24 protein-coding genes are annotated in these 24,458 nt (G+C 33.2%); 10 read left to right on the top strand and 14 right to left on the bottom strand.

Annotated features, from left to right (window positions below; genetic code table 11):
* Window positions 1-15: 15 nt before the first annotated feature.
* From QO190_RS03400 to QO190_RS03340, 13 genes are all read right to left on the bottom strand, one after another.
* Window positions 16-1,194, bottom strand: coding sequence for an acetyl-CoA C-acyltransferase (locus QO190_RS03400; RefSeq protein WP_371461104.1), 1,179 nt, complete (start codon window positions 1,192-1,194; stop codon window positions 16-18).
* A gap of 103 nt (window positions 1,195-1,297) precedes the next feature.
* On the bottom strand, window positions 1,298-2,671 hold the full coding sequence (locus QO190_RS03395) for a nucleoside permease (protein ID WP_371461105.1): 1,374 nt from the start codon (window positions 2,669-2,671) through the stop codon (window positions 1,298-1,300).
* A 79-nt stretch (window positions 2,672-2,750) separates the two neighbouring features.
* Window positions 2,751-3,350, bottom strand: coding sequence for a bifunctional nuclease family protein (locus QO190_RS03390; protein WP_069799021.1), 600 nt, complete (start codon window positions 3,348-3,350; stop codon window positions 2,751-2,753).
* Between the two features lie 227 nt (window positions 3,351-3,577).
* A complete protein-coding gene (locus QO190_RS03385; protein WP_371461106.1) occupies window positions 3,578-4,525 on the bottom strand; it encodes an electron transfer flavoprotein subunit alpha/FixB family protein in 948 nt (315 codons plus the stop codon).
* Between the two features lie 38 nt (window positions 4,526-4,563).
* Entirely contained in the window at window positions 4,564-5,310 is a 747-nt protein-coding gene (locus QO190_RS03380; RefSeq protein ID WP_371461108.1) for an electron transfer flavoprotein beta subunit/FixA family protein, read from the bottom strand.
* A gap of 364 nt (window positions 5,311-5,674) precedes the next feature.
* Complete coding sequence (locus tag QO190_RS03375; RefSeq protein WP_371461110.1) at window positions 5,675-7,057, bottom strand: dipeptidase; 1,383 nt, start codon at window positions 7,055-7,057, stop codon at window positions 5,675-5,677.
* Between the two features lie 72 nt (window positions 7,058-7,129).
* Window positions 7,130-7,348 carry a hypothetical protein gene (locus QO190_RS03370; protein WP_371461111.1) on the bottom strand — a complete coding sequence of 73 codons (219 nt, stop codon included), beginning with the start codon at window positions 7,346-7,348 and terminating at the stop codon, window positions 7,130-7,132.
* 77 nt (window positions 7,349-7,425) lie between these two features.
* Window positions 7,426-8,577, bottom strand: a complete 1,152-nt coding sequence (locus QO190_RS03365; RefSeq protein ID WP_371461112.1) for an RsmD family RNA methyltransferase — start codon at window positions 8,575-8,577, stop codon at window positions 7,426-7,428.
* The gene (locus QO190_RS03360; RefSeq protein WP_371461113.1) at window positions 8,574-8,840 is read right to left on the bottom strand and encodes a hypothetical protein; all 267 of its coding nucleotides are present in this window, start codon (window positions 8,838-8,840) and stop codon (window positions 8,574-8,576) included. Before QO190_RS03360 ends, QO190_RS03365 begins: the two co-directional genes overlap by 4 nt.
* Before the next feature lie 142 nt (window positions 8,841-8,982).
* A complete protein-coding gene (locus tag QO190_RS03355; protein WP_371461114.1) occupies window positions 8,983-10,140 on the bottom strand; it encodes a methylmalonyl-CoA mutase family protein in 1,158 nt (385 codons plus the stop codon).
* 63 nt (window positions 10,141-10,203) lie between these two features.
* Window positions 10,204-10,563 carry a septum formation initiator family protein gene (locus tag QO190_RS03350; protein ID WP_069798999.1) on the bottom strand — a complete coding sequence of 120 codons (360 nt, stop codon included), beginning with the start codon at window positions 10,561-10,563 and terminating at the stop codon, window positions 10,204-10,206.
* On the bottom strand, window positions 10,563-11,180 hold the full coding sequence (udk, locus tag QO190_RS03345) for a uridine kinase (protein ID WP_213189146.1): 618 nt from the start codon (window positions 11,178-11,180) through the stop codon (window positions 10,563-10,565). The genes QO190_RS03350 and udk overlap by 1 nt, the downstream gene beginning before the upstream one ends.
* A gap of 78 nt (window positions 11,181-11,258) precedes the next feature.
* Window positions 11,259-11,831 carry a vancomycin high temperature exclusion protein gene (locus QO190_RS03340; RefSeq protein WP_104794104.1) on the bottom strand — a complete coding sequence of 191 codons (573 nt, stop codon included), beginning with the start codon at window positions 11,829-11,831 and terminating at the stop codon, window positions 11,259-11,261.
* 180 nt (window positions 11,832-12,011) lie between these two features.
* Here QO190_RS03340 and QO190_RS03335 point away from each other — a divergent pair, with 180 nt between their 5' ends.
* From QO190_RS03335 to QO190_RS03295, 9 genes are all read left to right on the top strand, one after another.
* Window positions 12,012-12,566 carry a TlpA family protein disulfide reductase gene (locus tag QO190_RS03335; protein ID WP_371461117.1) on the top strand — a complete coding sequence of 185 codons (555 nt, stop codon included), beginning with the start codon at window positions 12,012-12,014 and terminating at the stop codon, window positions 12,564-12,566.
* A gap of 137 nt (window positions 12,567-12,703) precedes the next feature.
* Window positions 12,704-13,678, top strand: a complete 975-nt coding sequence (locus QO190_RS03330) for an iron chelate uptake ABC transporter family permease subunit (RefSeq protein ID WP_371461118.1) — start codon at window positions 12,704-12,706, stop codon at window positions 13,676-13,678.
* Window positions 13,679-13,770: 92 nt separating this feature from the next.
* Window positions 13,771-14,148: a GxxExxY protein gene (locus tag QO190_RS03325; RefSeq protein WP_371461119.1), complete on the top strand. Its 378-nt coding sequence runs from the start codon at window positions 13,771-13,773 to the stop codon at window positions 14,146-14,148.
* An 81-nt stretch (window positions 14,149-14,229) separates the two neighbouring features.
* On the top strand, window positions 14,230-15,153 hold the full coding sequence (locus tag QO190_RS03320) for an ABC transporter ATP-binding protein (protein WP_371461121.1): 924 nt from the start codon (window positions 14,230-14,232) through the stop codon (window positions 15,151-15,153).
* 165 nt (window positions 15,154-15,318) lie between these two features.
* Complete coding sequence (locus QO190_RS03315; RefSeq protein ID WP_069798987.1) at window positions 15,319-15,771, top strand: MarR family winged helix-turn-helix transcriptional regulator; 453 nt, start codon at window positions 15,319-15,321, stop codon at window positions 15,769-15,771.
* 13 nt (window positions 15,772-15,784) lie between these two features.
* Window positions 15,785-18,178, top strand: a complete 2,394-nt coding sequence (locus QO190_RS03310) for a 3-hydroxyacyl-CoA dehydrogenase/enoyl-CoA hydratase family protein (RefSeq protein ID WP_371461123.1) — start codon at window positions 15,785-15,787, stop codon at window positions 18,176-18,178.
* A gap of 131 nt (window positions 18,179-18,309) precedes the next feature.
* Window positions 18,310-19,494, top strand: a complete 1,185-nt coding sequence (locus QO190_RS03305) for an acetyl-CoA C-acyltransferase (protein WP_213189153.1) — start codon at window positions 18,310-18,312, stop codon at window positions 19,492-19,494.
* Window positions 19,495-19,528: 34 nt separating this feature from the next.
* Window positions 19,529-19,885, top strand: a complete 357-nt coding sequence (locus QO190_RS03300) for a four helix bundle protein (protein WP_371461125.1) — start codon at window positions 19,529-19,531, stop codon at window positions 19,883-19,885.
* 59 nt (window positions 19,886-19,944) lie between these two features.
* Window positions 19,945-21,720, top strand: a complete 1,776-nt coding sequence (locus QO190_RS03295) for an acyl-CoA dehydrogenase family protein (protein WP_371461127.1) — start codon at window positions 19,945-19,947, stop codon at window positions 21,718-21,720.
* 63 nt (window positions 21,721-21,783) lie between these two features.
* On the opposite strand, the gene QO190_RS03290 is transcribed toward QO190_RS03295, so the two are convergent.
* Complete coding sequence (locus QO190_RS03290) at window positions 21,784-22,728, bottom strand: helix-turn-helix domain-containing protein (protein ID WP_371461128.1); 945 nt, start codon at window positions 22,726-22,728, stop codon at window positions 21,784-21,786.
* A 195-nt stretch (window positions 22,729-22,923) separates the two neighbouring features.
* Here QO190_RS03290 and QO190_RS03285 point away from each other — a divergent pair, with 195 nt between their 5' ends.
* The gene (locus QO190_RS03285) at window positions 22,924-24,429 is read left to right on the top strand and encodes an aldehyde dehydrogenase family protein (protein ID WP_371461129.1); all 1,506 of its coding nucleotides are present in this window, start codon (window positions 22,924-22,926) and stop codon (window positions 24,427-24,429) included.
* Window positions 24,430-24,458: the final 29 nt, after the last annotated feature.

The raw sequence follows: 24,458 nt of genomic DNA, 5'->3' as shown, positions 1-24,458 counted from the left end.
TGTAAGATGAGAAAATTATAAATTCTCAATCACAATTGCAGAAGCACCACCACCTCCATTACAGATTGCAGCAGCGCCATATTTGCCATTGTTTTGTTTTAAAACATTAATGAGTGTAACGATAATTCTAGCACCAGAACTTCCTAGAGGATGTCCTAATGAAACGGCACCACCATTTACATTTACCTTAGATTCGTCTAAACCTAAAATTTTATTGTTGGCCAAACCAACTACTGAAAAAGCTTCATTAAATTCGAAGAAATCAATGTCAGAAACTTCTAAACCAGCTTTTTTAAGAGCGATTGGTAATGCTTTTGCAGGAGCTGTTGTAAACCATTCAGGTTCGTGAGCAGCATCTGCATAAGAAACGATTTTTGCCAAAGGTTTTAAGCCCAATTCTTCCATTTTTTCTTTTGACATTAAAACCAATGCAGAAGCGCCGTCATTTAAGGTAGAAGCATTAGCAGCCGTTACCGTTCCATTTTCTTTTTGGAAAACAGTAGGCAAAGTTCCAATTCTATCAAAATTTACATTTTTATATTCTTCGTCTTCTGCGAAAATAATAGGTTCTCCTTTTCTCTGTGGAATTTCTACAGGTACGATTTCCTCTTTAAATTTACCAGAAGCCCAAGCTTCTGCACTTCTTTTATAAGACTGAATTGCGAAGTTGTCTTGGTCTTCTCTTGAGAATTCATATTCTGCTGCACATTTTTCTGCACAAACTCCCATGTGAATTTTGTTGTAAACATCAGTCAAACCGTCAACTAACATTCCGTCTTGCATTTTTACATCCCCCAATTTTACAGCATTTCTCGCGCTATAATAATGCGGAACTTGGCTCATGTTTTCCATTCCGCCAGCTACGATTACGTCTTGGTCGCCAGATTTAATTGATTGTGAAGCCATCATTACGGCTTTCATCCCAGAAGCACATACTTTATTGATTGTGGTAGAAGGTGTTTCGTTTGATAAACCAGCGCCTAATGCAGCTTGACGAGCAGGAGCTTGACCTTCTCCAGCTTGTAAAACATTACCCATATAAACTTCTTGAACGTGATTTGCGTCAAGATTAATTTTGTCTAACGCTCCTTTGATGGCAATTGAACCTAATTTAGGGGCAGGAATGCTAGATAAACTTCCTAAAAAACTTCCCATAGGTGTTCTTGCTGCTGAAACGATAAATACTTCTTTCATGATATTTAATAGAGATTTAAATTTTAAAATTCTTTTCGCCAAAGTACAAAAAAAAACACACTTTTTAAAAAGTGTGTTTTACGTTTATAATCAATGATTTAGATTAATGAGATACGTTTCCTATTGCTTCTGGATTGTGCTTGTGTTTAAACATCAAAGCGAAAAGAACAGCAATCACTAAAGCGTAAGCAGCGAAAGCTAACCAAATGTGTGGCCAATCTTTCATCGCAATCTCTTTAGTCAAAGTACCATTTACAATGGAAGAACCTTGTTTTCCTATAAATTCTACAAATTTAGAATTGTCTACTGTAGTATCTAAAAATCCTGCTAAAGAATCTGCGGTAGAGAATTTTTGAGTAAAGAATTTATCAATCGCCCAACCAGCTGAAACGCTTCCGATAATCGCTCCGAAACCATTGGTCATCATCATAAATAAACCTTGAGCTGATGAACGAATTTTAGAATTGGTGTTGGTTTCTACGAAAAGTGAACCAGAAATATTGAAGAAATCAAAGGCCATTCCGTAGATAATACATGATAAAATAATCATCCAAAGGCCTGAAGTAGGATTACCAAAACTGAATAAACCAAATCTTAATACCCAAGCAAACATACTCATTAACATTACGCTTTTGATTCCATATTTTCTTAAAAAGAAAGGAATAGCAAGGATAAATAATGTTTCAGAAACTTGAGAAATAGACATGATAATGGTAGAATATTTCACTACGAATGAATCAGCGTATTTTGGAAAATTCTCGAATTCACTTAAAAATACATCTCCATAAGCATTGGTTAACTGCAAAGCGCCTCCTAAAAACATAGAGAATATGAAGAAAAGAGCCATTTTATAGTTTCCAAAAAGTTTGAATGCATTTAGACCTAAAACTTCAACTAGCGAAGAGTCTTTAGAAATCAATTTTTGAGGTTTACAAGCAGGTAATGCAAATGAATATAAACCAAGTAAAACTGCTGCTGCACCTGCAATGTAAAATTGAAATTCTGAAGCTTTATTTCCAGATAAATTCGTAATCCACATCGCTACGATAAATCCAATTGTTCCCCAAACTCTAATCGGTGGGAAATCTTTTACCACATCATAATTATTGTTTTTAAGTAAAGTATAAGAAATAGAGTTGGCTAGTGCAATTGTAGGCATGTAAAATACCATCGCTAGAAGCATCACTACAAAAAATGTATCTGGTGTGGTTACTTGAGGTAAATAAAACAGAACCGCAGCGTATAAAATATGCAACATTCCATAAATTCTCTCAGCATTAATCCATCTATCTGCGATAATTCCTACTAAAGTAGGCATGAATACAGAAGCAATTCCCATAGTGCTAAAAACAGCGCCAAACTTTGTTCCATCCCATTGTTTGGTTCCAAACCAATAATTGGCGATGGTGATTAGCCAAGCTCCCCAAACAAAAAATTGTAGAAAACTGAGCAGTGTCAATCTAAATTTAATATTCATAAGTAGTAATTTTTTCTTTTACGGTATTTTAGACCGTTGAGTGTTTTCAGAGTTTATTATTTAATTTTAATTTTTAGCGCTAGTCAATTTTTTTATTTCGTCTTTTGAGTTCTTCTTGGATTTCCATAGCGGTATCATAATCTTCTTCTCTCACTGCATCGTCTAATAAAATTTGTAATTCTTCTGTGCTGAGTTTTCTGAGGTCAGAAGTTTCGCTTTCTGAAGCAGTTTCAGGTTCGGGCAATTCATTGTTATTGTCAATTTCTAGAAGAATTCCAGCTTCGTTCAGTACTTGTTCTGTTGTATAGATTGGGGCGTCAAAACGAACTGCCATTGCTACTGCATCAGAAGTTCTGGCATCTAAAATAAGTTCTTCTCCGTTTTCTGTATTTTTAAAATTGAGATTAGAAAAGAAAACACCGTCAATAATTTGATAAATAATTACCGATTCTAGGGTGTAATGCGTAGAATTTACAAATTTGGTAAATAAATCATGTGTGAGTGGACGAGGTGGTCGCAAGTCTTTTTCTAAACCTAAAGAAATAGATTGAGCCTCAAAATTACCAATTACTACAGGTAGTTTTACGCCAGTTTCTTCATGTTCTAGAAGCAGTGCATAAGCTCCAGATTGAGTTTGGCTATAAGATATTCCGCGTATGATTAGTTGTTTATAATCCATGAATACAAATATACTTTAATTTTTAAAATTTAACATTTGATATTTAAAATTTTATCACTGCTTTCAGATGATTTATTTCACAAGTTTTGATGATAAAATTGGTTTTACTTTTTATATAATGAGAAATTCATTTATTCTTCAAAAGAAATAAAAAATTTTGGCTTCTGCAACGACAAAAAAATCCGAGATAAAAATCTCGGATTGATATTTTTAAAAAGGATGATGTTTTAGTGTCCTTTTAATGCTTTAATTTTTTCTGTTAGCGCAGGAATAATTTGGAAAGCATCTCCTACTACTCCATAATCAGCAGATTTAAAGAATGGTGCTTCTGCATCATTATTAATCACTACGATGGTTTTAGAAGAGTTTACACCAGCCAAGTGCTGAATAGCACCAGAAATACCTACTGCTATGTATAAATTAGGAGCGATGGCTTTACCGGTCTGTCCTACGTGTTCTGAGTGAGATCTCCAACCGATATCAGAAACTGGTTTAGAACAAGCAGTAGCTGCACCTAAAACATTAGCTAAATCTTCGATCATTCCCCAGTTTTCAGGACCTTTCATCCCTCTACCTGCAGAAACTACCACTTCAGCTTCTTTAAGGTCTAATTTTCCTGAAGATTTTTCTTGGTTCACTACTGTAAGACCATCTGCAGAAACAGAAACTTCTTTTACTTCTTCAGAACCTGCTACTGGATTTTCTTTTACTCCAAAAGAATTTTGAGAAACAGTAACCACTACATTTTCACCATGAGCTTTAGCGTCCATAAAAGCTTTTCCAGAGAAAGATTTTCTCTTCGCTTCGAATGGAGAAACAGCAACTGGAGCAGAAACTACATTGGTTAATAATGAAGCGTTTTTAATCACAGCAAGCATAGGAGCTACAGAACTAGCATCTGTAGAATGCGGGAAAACTACCACTCCATCTACTACAGTAGCAAGAGCTTCTGCATAAGCTTTTGGGTTGAAACTTTTAAGCGCGTCACTTTTTAGAGTAACTACTTTAGAAGCTCCGTATTTGTAAAGAACATCTGCAGCATCTGTAGGATTAATGCTTACCGCTACTACATCAGTTCCAGACATATCTGCAACTGTTTTTGCGTAAGAAACAGCTTCTAGAGCTGCTTTTTTATATGCTCCTGAAATATTTTCGGTATATACAAAAATTGACATAATTTTTAAAATTTGAGAGTTAAAATTAAAGATTAGAATTAGATAACTTTTGCTTCTTCGTGAAGTAATCTTACCAATTCATCTAGATTATCCGCAGAAACTAGTTTTACTTGAGCTCTTGCCGGAACAGCATCAAAAGATACTGCACTTACTTTAACATCTGTTTCAGTTGGTTCTTTTACTGTTAAAGGTTTAGTTCTAGCAGACATAATTCCTCTCATGTTAGGAATGATAAGGTCTTTTTCTTCTACCATACCTTTTTGACCAGCGATTACAGCAGGAAGTTTAACAGATAAAGTTTCTTTTCCTCCTTCAATTTCTCTTACTGCAGTAGCTTCTGCACCGTTTACTTCTAAACCTACGCAAGCGTTTACGAAAGGTCTATTAAGTAATTGAGCTATCATTGCTGGAACTGCAGCACCATTATAATCAATAGATTCTTTACCGCAAAGTACCAAGTCATAACCACCTTCTTCTACAATTTTAGCCAATTCTTTAGCTACGGTAATACTGTCTTGTGGTTCAGCGTTTACTCTTATTGCGTCATTTGCACCAATTGCAAGAGCTTTTCTCATTACAGCTTCAGTAGCAGCGTCACCTACAGTAGCGATGGTCACTGTAGCGCCTTGAGATTCTTGTAATTTTACAGCTTTTGTAAGAGCAAATTCGTCGTAAGGATTAATTACCCACTGAATTCCGTTTTTGTCAAAAGCAGATTTATCTGCAGTAAAGTTAATTTTAGAAGTAGTATCTGGAACACTACTAATACAAACTAATATTTTCATATGTAGAATTTTATTGTTTTTTTAAAGGTCATATGCAATCGCTCATTCATCATTATAATTAGTTTTGGTAAACACGGCGATTTCATAAGGTTCAATTTTTCTTATTTGAATGTGTGCTAATTTAAATAAAAAAATATTATGCATGCATAATACTCTAAAAATATTTATATTCAATGCATAAATATACGATAATTGCCTGAAACAAAGGAAATTTTGAGATTTTATTTCGGAAATAATTTTTGAAATCATTAAAAATTACCACAAATTAATGGTTTTTTCTTTCCCAAAAATATGGAGTTAATTCTCAATTTTTAAGCAGAAATAAAAAATCCTCAATCTTTTCGACTGAGGATTAACTTAAAATTTATTGTTGAGTATAAAATTCAAAGAAATATGGAATACTTTCTATTCCTTTGTAGAAATTATATAATCCGTAGTGTTCATTTGGCGAGTGAATCGCATCAGAATCTAAACCGAAGCCCATTAAAACTGATTTAGCTCCCAAAATTTTCTCAAAAAGAGAAGTAATAGGAATACTTCCGCCACTTCTATATGGTAAAACTTCTTTACCAAAGGCTTTTTCCATCGCTTTTTTAGCCGCTTGGAATTCTTTAGTGTTGCTTTGTAAAACGTAAGGCATTCCACCGTGATGAGGCGTAACTTTTACCTTAACAGAAGCAGGAGCTATTTTTTCAAAATATTTCGTGAATTTTTCAGTAATTTCTTCGTCAGTTTGATAAGGAACCAATCTCATAGAAATTTTAGCAAATGCTTTACTAGGAATCACGGTTTTAGCGCCTTCACCTGTATATCCTCCCCAAATTCCGTTTACATCAAGAGTTGGTCTGATAGAAGTTCTTTCTAAGGTAGTATAACCTGTTTCGCCTTCTACCCCGCTTAAACCAATTGATTTTTTAAATTCTTCTGGGTTGTCTTTTAATTTATTCATTTCTGCTCTGTCTTCCACAGAAACGATTTCTACATTATCATAAAAACCATCAATAGTAATTCTTCCTTCTTCATCATGAAGTTTAGCAATCATTTCTGCTAAAACATTAATTGGATTAGGAACAGCGCCACCATATAATCCTGAGTGTAAATCTCTGTTCGGACCTTCTACTTCTACTTCCATATAACTTAAACCTCTAAGACCAGTAGTCACCGTTGGTTGTTCGTTAGAATAAATATGCGTGTCTGAAATTAAAATAACATCACAAGAAAGTTTTTCTTTATTTTCTTCTAAAAATCCAGCTAAACTTACAGAACCTACTTCTTCTTCTCCTTCAATAATGAACTTAATATTACAAGGTAGAGAATTGGTTTTCATCATGGCTTCAAAAGCTTTTACGTGCATGAAGAATTGGCCTTTATCATCCGCACTTCCTCTTGCAAAAATCGCACCTTCTGGATGAAGTTCTGTCTTTTTAACCACAGGTTCAAATGGTCCGCTTTCCCACAATTCTAATGGATCTGCAGGTTGAACATCATAGTGACCATAAACTAAAACGGTTGGTAATTCTGGATTGATGATTTTTTCACCATAAACCACAGGATAACCTTTGGTTTCGCAGATTTCTACTTGATCTGCTCCTGCATTGGCAAGGTGTTTTGCCACAGCATCAGCACAATTGAGCACATCTTGATTGTAAGCTGGGTCTGCAGAAATAGAAGCAATCTTCAATAATTCTATCAATTCGTCTAGAAAACGTTGCTTGTTTTGTTGGATATAACTTTGTGTGTCCGACATTGTTTTAAAATTTTAGTAAATATAAAAAATGTCTCGCAATTGCAAGACATCTATTTTGTATGAGAAAATATCTTATTTTTTTGCAGTGCTATCTACCTTAACATCTGCAGCAGCTGGTTGTTCTACAGTAGCAGAGTCTGTTTTTTCTTTGTAAGTAGGCGCTTCAGCATTTTCATCGTCATATCTTACTACATCTTCAGTTTTTTTCAAAACTCCCTTGTTTCCTCCTTCAGGTAAACCACAAGAAACTAAAAAAGACGCTGCAGCTACAGCAAATACCAATTTTTTCATATCTAAATTATTACGTTTATAAATTTTTCCAAAAGTAAGAAATATTGAGTTTACCACAAAAAAAACTTAAAATTTTCTTAATCAAGAAGTTTTCCTACTAGGAAATGATTACCAGAAAGAGATTTTACCGCGATAAGGTATTGGTTTCCGCCGTCTTTTATTTTGTATTTTTTCTTGATCTCTTCAGGTTTTAAAGGAAAATTTTTGGTGATGATATTAAATTGTTCACCCTTTTTTATCGCTTTTGAATTGATTTCTTCAGTTTCAAAAATTCTTCCTGGGAAATGTTCTATCTTTTCTTCGGAAGTATAAATATGTGTGTTCTGATGTAATTTTATCAAACCAAATTTCTCTGAAACTAAATTAAAAGCTCCAGATTTTAATACAGAATTATTTGGAATGTAAATGTATTTTTTAGGAGCTGAAAATTCTGATTGACAGTTTTTTTCATCATCTAAATTAAAGTGAAATTCAGGTTCTGTAGATTGTAAATTTATGCAATAAATTTCTGGCCTATTTTCTTTTTTCTTGAGATAAACCAAAACTTCTTTTACTTCATTTTTGACCGCAATAATCCATATTTTATAAATATTTTTGAGCGAAGCAACCAAATGCTGAATATCAATCAGCGGTGACAGTTTTATTAAAATTTCAGGTGAAATGTCACTTAATTGCTCTTGAATTTCAATAATATTAGGCGACAAATCCTCCAAAAGAAATACTTTTCTGTTATGGTTATCTCTTCTTGCAGGATCTAGATAAATTAAATCGAATTTTTCTTTATTGTTTGTGAGAAAATCTTCTAATTTTTTGTTGATGAAATTCGCTTTTCTTCCGAGAACTTCCCAATTGTGTTTTACGATGTCTAAAAGCTCTGCATTCTGCTCTATTAAAGTAATTTCTTCAAAATTCTGAGAAATAAAATAAGCGTCAATTCCAAAACCACAAGTTAAATCAATGAATTTTCTTCCTTTAAAAAACTGTTTTTTGAAGTCTGCGGTGTCTTGTGATGAAGCCTGTTCTAAATTAAGATTGGGCGGAAAAATAATGTTTTCTTGATTCAAAAAAGGAAACTTTTTTTCAGCTACTTTTCTACCTTTGATTTGCTGAACCAATTCTTGCATAGAAACCTCCGGAAATGGAGATTTTTTCAATAACAAAGAATGCAAATCCGCGTTTAGATTTGCATTGATATATTTTTGTATTTCTTGGTTTAGTAATTTAATCACTTATTCCAAATATTATAAAATTCTTCTTTTGTAATTTCGCAGTCTAAAAACTCTTTTTCTTCCAATGATTGATCTGCCATTGCGCCAAATTCATTTTCATTATTCAATTCGTCATATTTTAAAATGTTACCATTTTCAAATATTTGAATTTGTTTTAAAACATTTAAAGAATCATCAGTTTCAAAATAAAATATTGAAACTCCCCAATCATCAGTCAATTCATCACCAGTAGTTTCTTCCCATTTTTTTTTAAAATATCTCATAATATAAATTTAGATTCCTTCGGAATGACAAACTTTGTGGTAAATCTTGAAAATAGTCTAATTAAAAAATCTAAAATTAAAACAAAAACTTCGTAATTATAACCTCGTAAAACTTCCGACCTCCGTCTTCTGACTTCCGACTTTACTCAAACATTTCAGCCCATCTTACTGGTTTTATTTCCTGAGCGTTATAAAGTTGTTCTACAGATTTAGTTTTTTCTAGTTTTGGGTAAAGATTTACACCAATGAGTTTTATTTTGCCTTCTTCTACCCAATTTTGTTCTGCAATTGCCTGTTGATAGATCATTTCAGCAATTTTTCCAGATTTTAGATTTTCTACAAAACCACCAGAATTTTCGATTTCTAAGAATAATTTCCAAGCGTTTTCTGCGAATTGATGGGTAATTTCTTCAATATAATAACTTCCGTTGGCAGCATCGTCAAAGACATTAATAATACTTTCGTATGCCAAAACAATTTGTTGTTTAAACGAAATTTCTTCTGAAAGTGAATTGGAATTTTGTACTTTAAAATCATTGCTATAAACCGCATCAGAACCAGCAATCATGGCAGCGGAAAGTTCTAGCGTAGAACGAATAAGGTTATTTTCTTCGTCGTTTTTAGCTTTATTTCTAAGAGAAGTTTCTGTGAAAATGTAAGGAATGCTGTCTAGTCCGAATTCTTTAGAAAGTTGATTGAAAAGGATTTTAAATGCTCTGATTTTTGCAATTTCAAAGAAATAATTCCCGCCTACTGCAAATTTGAAAACCAATTTTTCTAAAATTTCAGCCCCGAAAACTTCTGCCAAATCTTTTGCTTTTGCTAATGCTAAAGCCAATTGTTGCGTGATAGAAGCTCCAGCATTTTGATAGAAAGTAGTATCTACCGCAATATTTCTTTTGAAATTTTTAGACAATAATTCCTCTGCTAATTGCGTGTTAATTTCTTGATTTTCAAAAACATCTATCAAAGAAATATATTGATTATCATCTGCAAGAGAAATGTGTCCTGCCAAATCTTTATTGGCTACGAAAAGCGATTTTTCGGTCAAATGTTCTACATTATGCTCTAGTAAAAAGGCATAAGCATGTTCTTCTAAATTATCTTGATATTTAGCAACCAAATGCGTAGATTCTTCTACTTTTGGCAGGTTTTTTAAGACAAAATCAGTATCGGCATAATAAGGTTTTACAGAAATGCCTTCCAAGTTTTCTTTGGTAAGAACGGCATAAATATCTTCTGTTTTCAATTGTTTTTTGACCAGATTTTCCCAATCCTGAAGTGTAACTTGAGCAAACATAATGTATGGTTTTTTGTTTTATGTTCAAATGTTTTTCGACATTCGAAATTCAAGATAATTTGTTTATTCTTCTTCTTTTTGCTTAATGGCAGAACTGTCTACCACGAGAATGAAAATTTCTTCATTTTTCTTTTTCATGAAATAATTTTCTCGCGCAAACTTTTCTTTTTCTGCTTTGTTGTTCATGAGCTTTTTATAGAAAGCATCATTTTTATGATATTCTGACTTGTAATACGAGAGTTGTTCTTCGTATTTGTCTATTTCTTTATTTAAGTCTTTGATGACTAACCAAGATGTAGAATCAAAAAAAATCATCCATACCAAAAAAAGAAAAATAGTGATAAAATATTTATTGAGAAGGTATTTCTGCACGAAACGCCAACTCGGAGATTTTTTCTGAATATCTTTAATCAGTTCCTTCATTAATAGGCTTTTTTAAGAGAATTGTTAATGACTGTAGAAAGAAAATCAATAGCTACAGAATTTTTTCTCATGTTAGGAACAATAAGGTCTGCTTCGTTTTTAGAAGGTTCTATAAACTCTTGGTGCATCGGTTTCAGCGTAGTTTGATAACGGTGAAGAACTTCGTGTAAATCTCTTCCGCGCTCTTGTGTATCACGCTTAATTCTTCTGATTAATCTTTCGTCTGAATCTGCATGTACAAATACTTTAAGATCGAATTCTTTTAAAAGTTCCTGATTGGTCAAAACCAAAATTCCTTCTACAATTAAAACGTTTTTAGGTTCTACAGTTACGTGATCTCCAGTTCTAGAATGCGTTACGAAAGAATACAAAGGCTGTTCTATGTTTTCTCCTCTTTTAAGTGCTTTTACATGTTTTACCAATAATTCAAAATCTATTGATTTTGGGTGGTCATAATTCAGCGCTTCTCTTTCTGAGAGCGATAATTGGTGATTATCATGGTAATAATTGTCTTGAGAAAGTACATTTACACCTTCTGCATTCAATTGTTGCAAAATATTATTCACTACGGTGGTTTTACCAGAACCAGTTCCACCTGCAATACCTATTACTAACATTAAAAATATATTTTTTACAAATTTAGCTAAATTCCTAAATAATTGGTTGATTGATGCGTTCTTTTTTGGTCAGAAATCCTATTTTTTCAGATGTTCTTCTTCATTGGAAATTCCAAAAATATAATATACTACAGCTTGTACTCTTGCGAGAAATTCTCTAAAGTGATTTCTATAATAACTCTGATATTTAGTAACGTCTTGGGCATCAAATCCTAATGCGTTCATACCAATGTTTCTTGCAAAAAATAAAGCTCTAAGGTTATGAAATCCTTGTGAAACAATGATTACGTTTTTTTGTTGGTATTCATTTTTGCATCTTAGAATGCTTTCGCGGGTATTAAAACCTTTTGGATCTTCTAGAATAATGTTTTCGGGAACTCCACCTTGATAAATCAAGAAGTTTTTCATGGCTTTTGGTTCGTTATAGCCTTTACTTTTTTCGCCACTTACAATGATTTTTTTGATTTTTCCATGATGATAAAGCAGCGCAGTAGCATCCATTCTAGAAATGAAATATGGATTGGCATTTCCTGCCATCGTTTTGGGAGAAGTTCCCAGAACCAGTGCTACTTCTCTTGGCGGAATTTTAGAAATTTTAGTATACGTTCTTCCTTCGGTGAGAGAAAATACCCAGAAGTTTGCCAATATCATCAGCAAAAATCCTATTTCTATCAACAAGAAAAATTTTTTAAATATGTCTAAAAGGATTCTCAATAAAATAATTCTAAATTCGTTGGTAACAAATATATCAAAAGAAGCATTTTGATTTTATTATATTTGTAAAATCGACTCAATAATCAATTCCATAACAAAAATAAACAATTAATATTTATGAAAAAATTAATCTTTTCCACACTTATATTAACCGCACTATTTTCTTGTAAAAAGAACGAAGCTCCAGATCAATTAACAGAAGAAACAACCACTGAAACAGTAGATAGCTCAGCTGTAAATCCTGCAAATGCTTTGCCTGAAGTAAATCAAGAGCAATTAAAAGCAATGGTTGCACCACAAAAAAATGACACCATTTATGTAACAAATTTCTTTGCAACTTGGTGTGGACCTTGTATGAAAGAGATTCCGCATTTCAAAGAAAAAATGGAAGAACTAAAAGGAAAACCAGTGAAATTTACTTTTGTAAGTGTAGATGCTAAAGAAGATTGGAACACCGCGGTAAGTGATTTTGCAGATGAATATGATATCAGAAAAAATGTAGTTCTTTTTGATGCTTCTATGATTGCACCAGATTATTTTACTACGATTACCAAGACTTGGGACGGTGGTTCTATTCCTTTTACCGTGATTAAAAAAGGTGATAAAGAAATAGAAACAGTAGGAATGATGAGCAAAGAAGATTTAGACGCAAAACTGAATTCTTTTAAATAAAATATTTCTCTCGCAGATGGGGCTGATTAAGCAGATGTATAGACTCAAAAAAATCTGCAAAATTTGCAAAATCAGCGAGAGTTTTCTTTTTCATAGATTTTTTTAAATTAAATTTGTGAAGTTTTTAAATAAAATCTGTGAACAATAAAACCTTCAAAACCATTCTAATTTTCCTGTTTTCATTGGTGGTGATTACGATTCTCATCAATTTAAATATAGGCTTTATAAAACTAGGTTTAGCAGATTTTATTGACGCAAATGCTCAGAACTCACAAATTGCAGAACTCAGAATGAATCGTGTTTTAGCGATGTTTCTAGCAGGCGTTTCTATTCCTACTTCTGGTTTTCTTTTGCAAGAATATTTTCAAAATCCTTTAGCTGGACCTTCGGTTCTTGGGATTACTTCTGTTGCGAGTTTAAGTGTTGCTTTTTACATATTTTTTTCTCAAGATTTTATTTTGCCAGAGTTTTTGCAAAATGGTTTCATCAGTATTTCTGCAATTCTTGGAAGCCTACTTTTAATGACTATTTTATTGGTTTTTTCTAGAAAATTTCAAGATAAATCATATCTGATTATTTTTGGTTTCTTGGTTTCTGCTTTAGCAGGAGCAGTGGTTTCTATTCTACAGTTATATGCAGAAAATCAAAGTCTGAAAAACTATATTTTATGGAGTTTTGGTGCGAATAATCAAGTGACCAGAAATCAACTTTGGGTGCTATTTATTGTAGTATTAATTGGATTGTTTTTAAGTTTTAAAAGCATAAAACCGCTCATCGGGAATAGTTTAGGAAATCAATATGCTAAAAGTTTAGGTGTAAATTTAGAGCAACTGAAATATTTTGTCATCATTGCTTCTTCCCTACTTTCTGCTTCTGTTACAGCATTTTTAGGCCCAATTTTGTTTATAGGAATTGTAGTTCCTCATTTTAGCAGAATGATTTATTCGCCAGCGAAATTGTGGCAACAGTGGATTTTGAACATGATTTTGGGAGTTTTCATCATGGAATTTTTTTCTGTAATTTCAGAACTTTCACAATTTCCTATAAATGTCATTACGAGTTTGTTTGGAGTACCTGTAATTTTGATGATGATCCTTAAAAATAAAAATTAAACGCAAAGGCGCAAAATAAGTTTTATCTGCAAAGCGCATTTAAGACGCAAGTCATCTAAGATGACAATTCAATAAAAACTAATAACAAAACTATGACAGAAAATGAATTATCAAAAATTGTTTTTGATTTAGGATTAAAAATTCACAGGAGATTTGGAGCAGGATTATTTGAAAATGTTTATGAAGAATGTTTGTTTTATGAATTGAAAAAAACTGGATTAAAGGTAGAAAAACAAAAAATACTTCCCATCATCTATGAAGAATTAAGAATTGAAAATGCCTATAGAATTGATATTATTATTGAGGATAAACTTATACTAGAAATAAAAACGGTTGACTTCATAAATGATGTTCATAAAGCACAGATATTGACTTATTTAAAATTGACAAATTGCAAATTAGGATTAATTCTTAATTTTAGAACAGATATATTTAAAGACGGAGTAAAAAGAGTTGTTAATGGTTTATAAAAAATGAAAATCTTTGATTTTCTTGCGCCTTAAAAACGTAACACTTATAAAAAATTGAATTGCGCCTTTGCGTTAAAAAAAATGTTTTTACAAATAAAAAATACAACAATTGGTTACCAAAAACCTCTTATTTCAGAGGTTAATGCGTCATTGGATTACGGTGATGTTTGTTTGTTGATTGGTAATAACGGCGTTGGTAAAACTACACTGATTAAAAGTATTCTTCATCAAATTTCCACATTAAATGGTGAGATTTTGATACATCAAAAAAATATAGAAAAACTTACAGATAAAGAAATTGCAGAACAAATAGCAGTGGTTTTTGCAAAATCTCAAATTCCCGCAAATTACACCACAGAAGATTTAATTTCCCTTGGAAAATTCATTCATTTGCCTTTTTATTATCAGTTAGAAAATGAAGATATAGAACATGTCAACAGCATTATTTCACAGTTAAAGCTGGAAGAATATAGAAATATTCAGTTGCAGAAATTGTCAGACGGCAATCTTCAAAAAGCCTTTATTGGAAGAGCTTTAGCACAGAATTCTCCTATGATTATTTTAGATGAACCTACAACTCATTTAGACGAAGAAAATAAAATTATCATCTTAAAATTGTTGAGAGATTTGGCTAAAAACCACAATAAAATCATTCTTTTTTCTTCTCATGATTGGCGATTGGCTAAAGAATTTGCTGATAAAATTTGGTTTATTAATGACCAAAATCTCCAAGAAGGTTTAGCGGAAGACATTCTCTTGAAGAATGATTTATTGACTAATCCTCGACTTTTTACCATCAATGAAGAGTTTGTTTCACCTGAAATTACAGCTCCTTTTTTAGAAAAAGAAATGTTGTACTCTGCTTTGCAAAAAAACTTTAAAAGAGACCTTTCTGGTTTTAAAATAGAATTTCAGGGTGCATTTTGGGAGATTTTTTACCAAAATAATAGGTTTTCTTGTCAATCTATTGACGAAATACTGTTATCAATTAGAAATTGCTTATAATCAGCGTTTTTCGTTTGAAATTTCTCATTTTCAATTTCTTTCTCTTATTCTTTACATAATAAATAATTGTCAGAATATCAATCAGTTATCTGTTTGTAATAAAAAATACTATGCACGCATAGTATTTTTTTTATATTTGCTATGCACGCATAACATTTTTTAAAAATGGAAACTAAGACTAAAGAAAAAGTAGAAAATGTAGACTTAATGCTTAAATCAGTTTGGTTGGCAGTGAGTAAAATGTACTCCGAACAAGCTTCTATGCATAATTCTACGGCTGTACAAGCTTTAACACTACTTAAAATCGATCCTAAAGAAGGAACAAGAAGTACTAATCTTGGTCCTAAAATGGCTATTGAACCCACTTCTTTGACGAGAATAATTAAGCTTTTAGAAGATAATGGTTATATCTACAAAGAAAAAACAACTTCTGATAAAAGAGAAGTAATTATTAAATTGACAGACAAAGGACTTAAATCTAGAAACCTTTCAAAAGAGGTAGTTGTAGGATTTAATAAAAAAGTGGTTGAAAAAATAGACCCAGAGAAATTCGCTGTTTTCAAAGAAGTCATGGGAGATATTTTGAAAATTGCTAATGATATGAACAATAAAAAATAAACCTATATTTATAATGAAAAGACGAATTAAACACGTTACAGTTCTTGGTTCAGGAATTATGGGAAGCGGAATTGCTGCGCACTTTGCAAACATTGGCGTAGAAGTTCTCCTTCTTGATATTGTTCCGTTTGAATTAACAGAAGCTGAACAGAAAAAAGGTCTTACCAAAGAAGACAAAGCAGTACGAAACAGAATTGCTACAGAAAGTTTGGCTAAATTAGTAAAAGCCAGCCCTGCTCTACTTTATAAAAAGGAGTTTGCAGAAAGAATCTCTGTAGGAAATTTTGATGACGATTTGCAGAAAATCAAAAATACAGATTGGATTATCGAGGTGGTAGTAGAAAGATTAGACATTAAAAAGTCTGTTTACGAAAAAATCGTACAATTCCGTAAACCTGGAACTTTGGTATCTTCTAATACTTCTGGTATTCCAATTAATATGTTGGTAGAAGGAAGAAGTGATGATTTCAAAAAATATTTTGCAGGAACGCACTTCTTTAACCCGGTAAGATATTTACCGCTTTTAGAAATTATTCCTACCAATGATACCGATGCTGAAATCGTGAAATTCTACATGGAATATGGCGCTAAATTCTTAGGAAAAACTACGGTTTTAGCAAAAGATACTCCAGCGTTCATCGCAAACAGAATTGGAGTTTTCTCGATGATGAATTTACTTCACAATGTAAAATCTATTGGTCTTAATGTAACTGAAGTAGATAAATTAACTGGTCCAGTTATTGGTCGTCCAAAATCTGCAACTTTCAGAACTGCTGATGTGGTAGGTTTAGATACTTTGGTTCACGTAGCAAACGGAGTTCACGCTTCTGGTGTAGAAGATGAACAATTCAAAGGAACTTTTGTTCTTCCAGATTACATCAATATGATGATGGAAAACAAATGGTTAGGTTCTAAAACGGAACAAGGTTTCTACAAAAAAGTGAAAAATGCTGATGGGAAATCAGAAATTCACGGTCTTAATTTAGATTCTTATCAATACGAAAATCAAGGAAAAGCAAATTTTGCAACGCTTGAACTCACTAAAAATATCGATAAACCAATTGATAGATTCAAAGTTTTAATTGGTGGGAAAGACAAAGCAGGAGAATTATACAGAAAATCTCTTGGAGCTCTTTTCGCTTATGTTTCTCACAAAATTCCTGAAATTTCAGACGAGCTTTACAAAGTAGACGATGCGATGAAAGCTGGTTTCGGTTGGGAAAACGGTCCTTTCGAAATTTGGGATGCTGTAGGTATTCAAAAAGGTATTGAATTGGCTACAGAAGCAGGTTTCACTGTTTCAGAATGGGTAAAATCAGTAGAATCTTTCTACAAAGTAAATGAAGAAGGTCAAAGCATTTTCTTCGACAAAAATTCCGGAAATTACAATAATATTCCTGGTCAAGAAGCTTTCATTATTCTTGACAATATTAGAAAAAATAAAACATTGTGGAGCAATTCTGGTTCTGCAATCCAAGATTTAGGAGACGGAATCATCAACTTCGAGATTCGTTCAAAAATGAATTCTCTAGGTGGTGAAGTTTTAGATGGTTTAAACAGAGCGATTGATTTAGCAGAAAAAGAATACGACGGTTTAGTAATCGGAAATCAAGGTGCTAATTTCTCTGTTGGAGCTAATTTAGCGATGATTTTGATGATGGCTATCGAACAAGATTGGGATGATCTGAACATGGCAATTGCTTATTTCCAAAAATCGATGATGAGAGTTCGCTACTCTTCTGTTCCTGTTGTAGTTGCTCCTCACGGATTAACTTTGGGTGGTGGTTGCGAAATGACCATGCACGCTGATAAAGTAGTTGCTGCTGCAGAAACTTACATCGGTTTAGTAGAAACTGGAGTTGGTGTAATTCCTGGTGGTGGTGGTACTAAAGAATTCGCTTTGAGAACTTCTAAAGAATTCGCTGCTGATGACGTTAAAAACAACAGAATGCGTGAAGCTTTCATGAATATCGCAATGGGTAAAGTTGCAACTTCTGCTCACGAAGCTTATGATATGGGAATTCTTCAAAATCATAAAGACATCGTGGTGGTAAACAAAAACCGTCAGATTGCTGAAGCGAAGAAAGTAGCTAAATTAATGGCAGAACAAGGTTATACTCAACCAATTCAGCAAAAAGTGAAAGTTTTGGGTCAAGGTGCATTAGGTATGTTCTATGTAGGAACTGACCAAATGTTAACTGGAAATTACATTTCTGAACACGACAAGAAAATTGCAGATAAATTAGCTTATGTAATGGTAGGTGGTAATCTTTCTGAGCCAACTGTAGTTACAGAACAATATTTATTGAATCTTGAAAGAGAAGCTTTCTTACAATTATGTGGTGAAAGAAAAACACTAGAGAGAATTCAGTTCATGTTACAAAAAGGTAAACCGCTAAGAAACTAAAAATATTAAAAATCAAGTTTTGAGCCACGAAGTGGCGAAATAAAATAGCATCGGGTAAAGCCCGATGAAATTAAAAGCCATAAATAAAAAAGCCACGAAGTGGCGAAATCAAAATTTAAAATTTAAAAAATATGTCAAATAAAACAGCATATATAGTAGCAGGTTACAGAACAGCGGTGGGTAAAGCTCCGAAAGGAAGTTTAAGATTTACCAGACCAGATGTAATGGCTGCAAAAGTGATAGAAAAATTGATGGCAGATTTGCCACAATTAGATAAAGATAGAATCGACGATTTAATCGTTGGTAATGCAATGCCAGAAGCAGAACAAGGCTTAAACGTGGCACGTTTGATTTCTTTAATGGGATTAAATACCGATAAAGTTCCAGGAGTTACCGTAAACAGATATTGTGCATCTGGTTCTGAAGCGATTGCGATTGCATCTGCTAAAATTCAGGCAGGAATGGCAGATTGTATTATTGCAGGAGGTGCAGAAAGTATGTCTTTCATTCCAATGGGCGGTTATAAACCAGTTCCGGAAAGTCATTACGCAAAATCTAACCCAGATTATTATTGGGGAATGGGTTATACTGCTGAAGAAGTTGCTAAGCAATATAAAATTACAAGAGAAGAACAAGATCAATTTGCTTTTGAATCTCATCAAAAAGCTTTGAAAGCTATTGCTGAAGGAAAATTTGCAAAACAAATCGTTCCAATTCCTGTAGAATATAATTTCTTAGACGAAAATCAAAAAGTTCAAACCAAAAAATTTGATTTCTCTGTAGACGAAGGTCCTAGAGCAGACACTTCTGTTGAAGGTTTGGCAAAATTAAGACCAGTTTTTGCAGCTGGAGGTTCAGTTACCGCAGGAAACTCTTCTCAAATGTCTGATGGTGCTGCTTTCGTAGTAGTAATGTCAGAAGAAATGGTAAAAGAATTAAACCTTGAGCCTATTGCAAGATTAGTTTCTTATGCAGCTGTTGGTTTAGAGCCAAGAATTATGGGAGTTGGACCAATTTACGCCATTCCAAAAGCGTTAAAACAAGCTGGGCTTTCTCTTCAAGATATTGGTTTAATTGAATTGAACGAAGCCTTTGCTTCTCAGTCAGTTGCCATTAAAAAAGAATTGGATTTAAACCCAGAAATTTTAAATGTAAATGGTGGAGCAATTGCTCTTGGTCACCCTCTAGGTTGTACAGGTACAAAATTAACGGTTCAGCTTCTTGACGAAATGAAATTAAGAGGTGTGAAATACGGAATGGTTTCTATGTGTGTAGGAACAGGACAAGGCGCTGCTTCTGTAATTGAACTTCTTTAAAATTATAGATTTTAAATTATAAATTTTAGATGAAATGAGTTTCAAAGAAGATAATTTAATTCAGAAAAAGACTTTTGATTTTGCCCTAAAAATTATACAATTTTATTCAGATTGTAAGTCTCAAAATGAATTTATATTATCTAAACAAATTCTTCGTTGTGGTACTTCAATTGGTGCAAACGTAGAAGAAGCAATTGCTGCTCAATCTAAAAAAGATTTTATTTCAAAACTTTCTATTGCGAATAAAGAAGCAAGAGAAACAAAATATTGGTTAAAGCTATATCAATCTTCTAATCTCGTTCAAGTAGATGTTGAACTATATTTAAAAGAGATTGAAAGTATTATCAATATTTTGACTAAAATCATCAAAACATCATCTGAAAATTTATAGTTGAGAATCAAAAAATTTAAAATTTATAATCTAAAATTTAAAATTAAAAAAATAATAATATGAGCACATTAAAAGGAGGAGAATTCCTAATAAAAGAAATAGAAGCTAAGAATATCTTCACGATGGAAGATTTTTCTGAGGAACAAAAAATGCTTCGCGACTCTGCAAGAGAATTTATTGACAAAGTTGTAGTTCCTAACAAAGAGCGTTTCGAGAAAAAAGACTACGCATTTACTGAAGAGTGTATGAAACAAATCGGTGAAATGGGATTCTTAGGAATCGCAGTTCCTGAAAATTACGGTGGTCTTGGTCTTGGTTTTGTATCTACTATGATTGCTTGTGATTACATTTCTGGCGCAACTGGTTCATTGGCAACTGCTTATGGAGCGCATACAGGTATTGGTACACTTCCTATCCTATTATACGGAACTGAAGCTCAAAAGCAAAAATATTTACCGGATTTAGCAGCTGGAACTAAATTCGGAGCATACTGTTTAACTGAGCCTGATGCTGGTTCTGATGCAAACTCTGGAAAAACAAGAGCTAAATTGTCTGAAGATGGTAAACATTACATCATTAACGGACAAAAAATGTGGATTTCTAACGCAGGCTTTGCAGATACATTCACATTCTTTGCTAAAATTGATGATGATAAAAACATCACTGGTTTCGTAGTAAACAGAAGTGAATTAGAAAATCCTGAAAGCCTTACTTTCGGTGAAGAAGAGCACAAATTAGGGATTAGAGCTTCTTCTACTCGTCAGGTTTTCTTCAATGATATGAAAGTTCCTGTAGAATGTCTTTTGGGTGAAAGAAACAATGGTTTCAAAATCGCTTTAAATGCATTAAACGTTGGTAGAATTAAATTGGCTGCTGCTTGTTTAGATGCACAAAGAAGAATTTTCAACCTTTCTGTTCAATATTCAAACGAAAGAAAACAATTCAACACTCCTATTTCTACTTTCGGAGCCATTAGAAAAAAATTAGCGGAAATGGCTACTGCTACTTTCGTTTCAGAAGCTGGATCTTATAGAGCTGCTCAAGATATTCAAGATAAAATTGATGCACTTGTTGCAGGTGGAATGTCTCATCAAGAAGCTGAGTTAAAAGGTGTAGAAGAATTCGCGGTAGAATGTTCTATCCTTAAAGTATATGTTTCAGACATCGCTCAAAAAGCAGCTGATGAAGGAATTCAGATTTTTGGAGGTATGGGATTCTCTGAAGACACACCAATGGAAGCAGCGTGGAGAGATGCTAGAATTTCTAGAATTTATGAAGGTACTAACGAAATCAACAGACTTCTTTCTGTAGGAATGTTGGTGAAGAGAGCTTTCAAAGGCGAAATCGATTTAATGTCTCCTGCAATGGCAGTTGGTAAAGAATTAATGGGCATTCCTTCTTTTGAAACGCCTGATTATTCAGAATTTATGTCAGAAGAAAAAGCAATCATCGCTAATCTTAAGAAAGTATTCTTAATGGTTTCTGGTGCTGCTCTTCAGAAATACATGATGGAAATTGAAAAACAACAACACTTGTTAATCAATGCTTCAGAAATCTTGAACCAAATCTATATGGCAGAATCTGCAATTCTAAGAGTTGAGAAAAACTTCGGTCCAGATTCTATAGAAGCAGCAATGGCACAATTAAACCTTTACAAAGCGGTAGAAGCTGTAATTGCAGCTGCTAAAGAAGGAATTGTTTCTTTTGCAGATGGAGATGAGCAAAGAATGATGCTTTCTGGTCTTAGAAGATTTACAAAATATACCAATCAGCCAAACGTAATCGCGTTAACTGAGAAAATTGCTAAGCATTTTGTAGAGAAAAATTCTTACTAAAATTTGTTAATTCAATTATATTCAAAAAAACCGCTTCAAATTATTGAGGCGGTTTTTATTTATTTAAGAAACGATTTTATATTCTGAAAATAAATTTCGTTGATAATTTTTCGGAGTAATACCTTCAAAAGTTTTAAAGGTTTTGATGAGGTGATTGGTGTCAGAAAAACCAGTCGCAAAAGCTACTTCTTTGATGCTTTGGTTTTCTTTGAGGAGTTCTTTTGCACGTTTTATTCTTTGCTGAAGAATATATTCATTGGGTGATGTTCCGAGTTCGTATTTAAAGAGTTTAAAAAAATTAGATTTACTTACGAAAGCCAATTTGGCCAAATGTTCAATACTTAATTTTTGATGCAGATTGTTTTTAATATAATCTATGATAAAAGCCAATCGGTTTGAAGTTTTCAGGGTTTTGTAATCGTTTTCAATGAGTTTTCCTGCTTGAGTTTGCATCAATCTTACCAATAATTCTTTCAACGCCAAATCTGCCATAATATCCTTATTCATGTTATCTTCCATGGCAATTCTCATCAGATTATTGGTTGCAGAAGCCAGTGGTAAACTGTTAAACAGATAAAATTGTTCGCTAGAAATTCTCCAGTAAGTGCTTTCATCTACTTTCATCAATTTGGTATTGAGATAATGCAAAGATTCTTCTACAAAATCTGGACTGAAACTTAGTGCAATACATTGTGAAGGAGTTTCGTCTGCCTCTGGAAAATCGATGACCATTGTTTCGCCGGGAGAAACTAAAACCGTTTCACCAGGAAAATAATCAAAATACTCAGATTTATTTTCCAATTTCATGTGCTTTTTCCCTCGTAACATCGCTGTAAATGTCAAATCATTAAACTTTAGTTTAACATCTTCTGTCTTCTTGTGCGTTTCATACAAAGAAAATTCACAATTATTTAAGGTGAAAGTAGTCTTGTTTTCTATTATATTTTGTAATTGCTCATGTCCCGTTAATTCAGGCGTATAGAGCAAATGTTTGTCTTCTCGTATCATAAACTATGAATGATATTTTTGATAAAATAATCAATTTGGCTAAATATATAATAATTTTTCAATCAAACAAGATTTATATTAAAGTATTATAATCAATATTTTCAAAACACTATTATACTATCATTTGAGACGATTTTACCATGACATTTGTCATGTTTAAGATAATTTGGCTGAAAATTAAAAATTCAACAAATTATGTCAACACACATCAATCGTCCGGTTTTAAAAGAAAAATACGACAATTACATTAACGGAAAATGGACTGCTCCTTCTACAGGACAGTATTTCGAAGTGCTATCTCCACTTGATGGAAAAGTTATGGCAAAAGCTGCACACTCTGCGAAACAAGACATAGAAATGGCTGTAGATGCTGCTTCTGAAGCTTTCAAAACATGGAGCGAAACTTCTGCTACAGAACGCAGCATTATTTTGAATAAAATTGCAGATAGAATTGAGGAAAATCTACCTTATATAGCTGCTGTAGAAACCGTAGATAATGGTAAAGCAATTAGAGAAACTATGGCGGCAGATTTACCTTTGGCAGTAGATCATTTTAGATATTTTGCAAGTGTAATAAGAGCTGAAGAAGGTACTATTTCTGAATTAGACAAAGACACCGTTTCTATCATTGTACACGAACCTATCGGCGTAATTGCACAAATTATTCCTTGGAACTTCCCTATTCTAATGGCAGTTTGGAAACTAGCTCCTGCTCTAGCTGCAGGAAACTGCGTAGTTTTGAAACCAGCAGAAAGTACGCCTGTTTCTATTATGGTTTTAATGGAGCTAATTGAAGATTTACTTCCTGCAGGTGTGGTGAATATTGTCAATGGTTTTGGCGCGGAGTTAGGAAGAACTTTAGTGACCAATCCAAAAGTGTCTAAAGCAGCGTTTACAGGTTCTACAGCTACAGGTAGAATGGTAATGCAATATGCTACAGAAAATATTATTCCAGTGACTTTAGAATTGGGAGGTAAGTCTCCAAACATCTTCTTCCCTTCTGTGATGGATGCAGATGACGAATTTTTTGACAAAGCCATTGAAGGAGCGGTATTATTTGCTTTAAATCAAGGTGAAATTTGTACTTGTCCTTCTAGATTATTGGTTCATGAATCTATTGCTGATAAATTCTTAGAAAGAGTGGTAGAAAGAACTAAAGCCATCAAAACAGGAAATCCTCTTGACCCAACCGTAATGATGGGTGCTCAAGCTTCACAAATTCAAAAAGATAAAATCCTTTCTTACATCAAATTAGGCAAAGAAGAAGGTGCGGAATTGCTTTGCGGAGGAGAAGTGAATCATCTAGGTGGAGATTTAGAAGGTGGATATTACATTCAGCCAACCATTTTTAAAGGGCACAACAAGATGAGAATCTTCCAAGAAGAGATTTTCGGGCCAGTGTTAGCAGTAACTACTTTTAAATCTACAGAAGAAGCGATAGAAATAGCGAACGATACTATGTATGGACTTGGGGCTGGAGTTTGGACTAGAGATGCACATGAATTATACAGAGTTCCTAGAGCGATAAAAGCAGGTAGAGTTTGGGTAAACCAATATCACGCATATCCAGCTGGCGCACCTTTTGGAGGTTACAAACAATCTGGTATTGGTAGAGAAAACCACAAAATGATGCTTGATCATTACAGACAATCAAAAAACATGTTGATTTCTTATAACAAAAATAAACTAGGATTTTTCTAAATCAATTGTGTTTTAAACTTTAAGGAATG

It is taken from the genome of Cloacibacterium sp. Arc13, assembly GCF_041431305.1.
In the GTDB taxonomy this organism is placed as follows: Bacteria; Bacteroidota; Bacteroidia; order Flavobacteriales; family Weeksellaceae; genus Cloacibacterium; species Cloacibacterium caeni_B.
The sequence above is the reverse complement of the archived record's forward strand: the minus strand, read 5'-3'. Positions and strand labels throughout refer to the sequence as shown.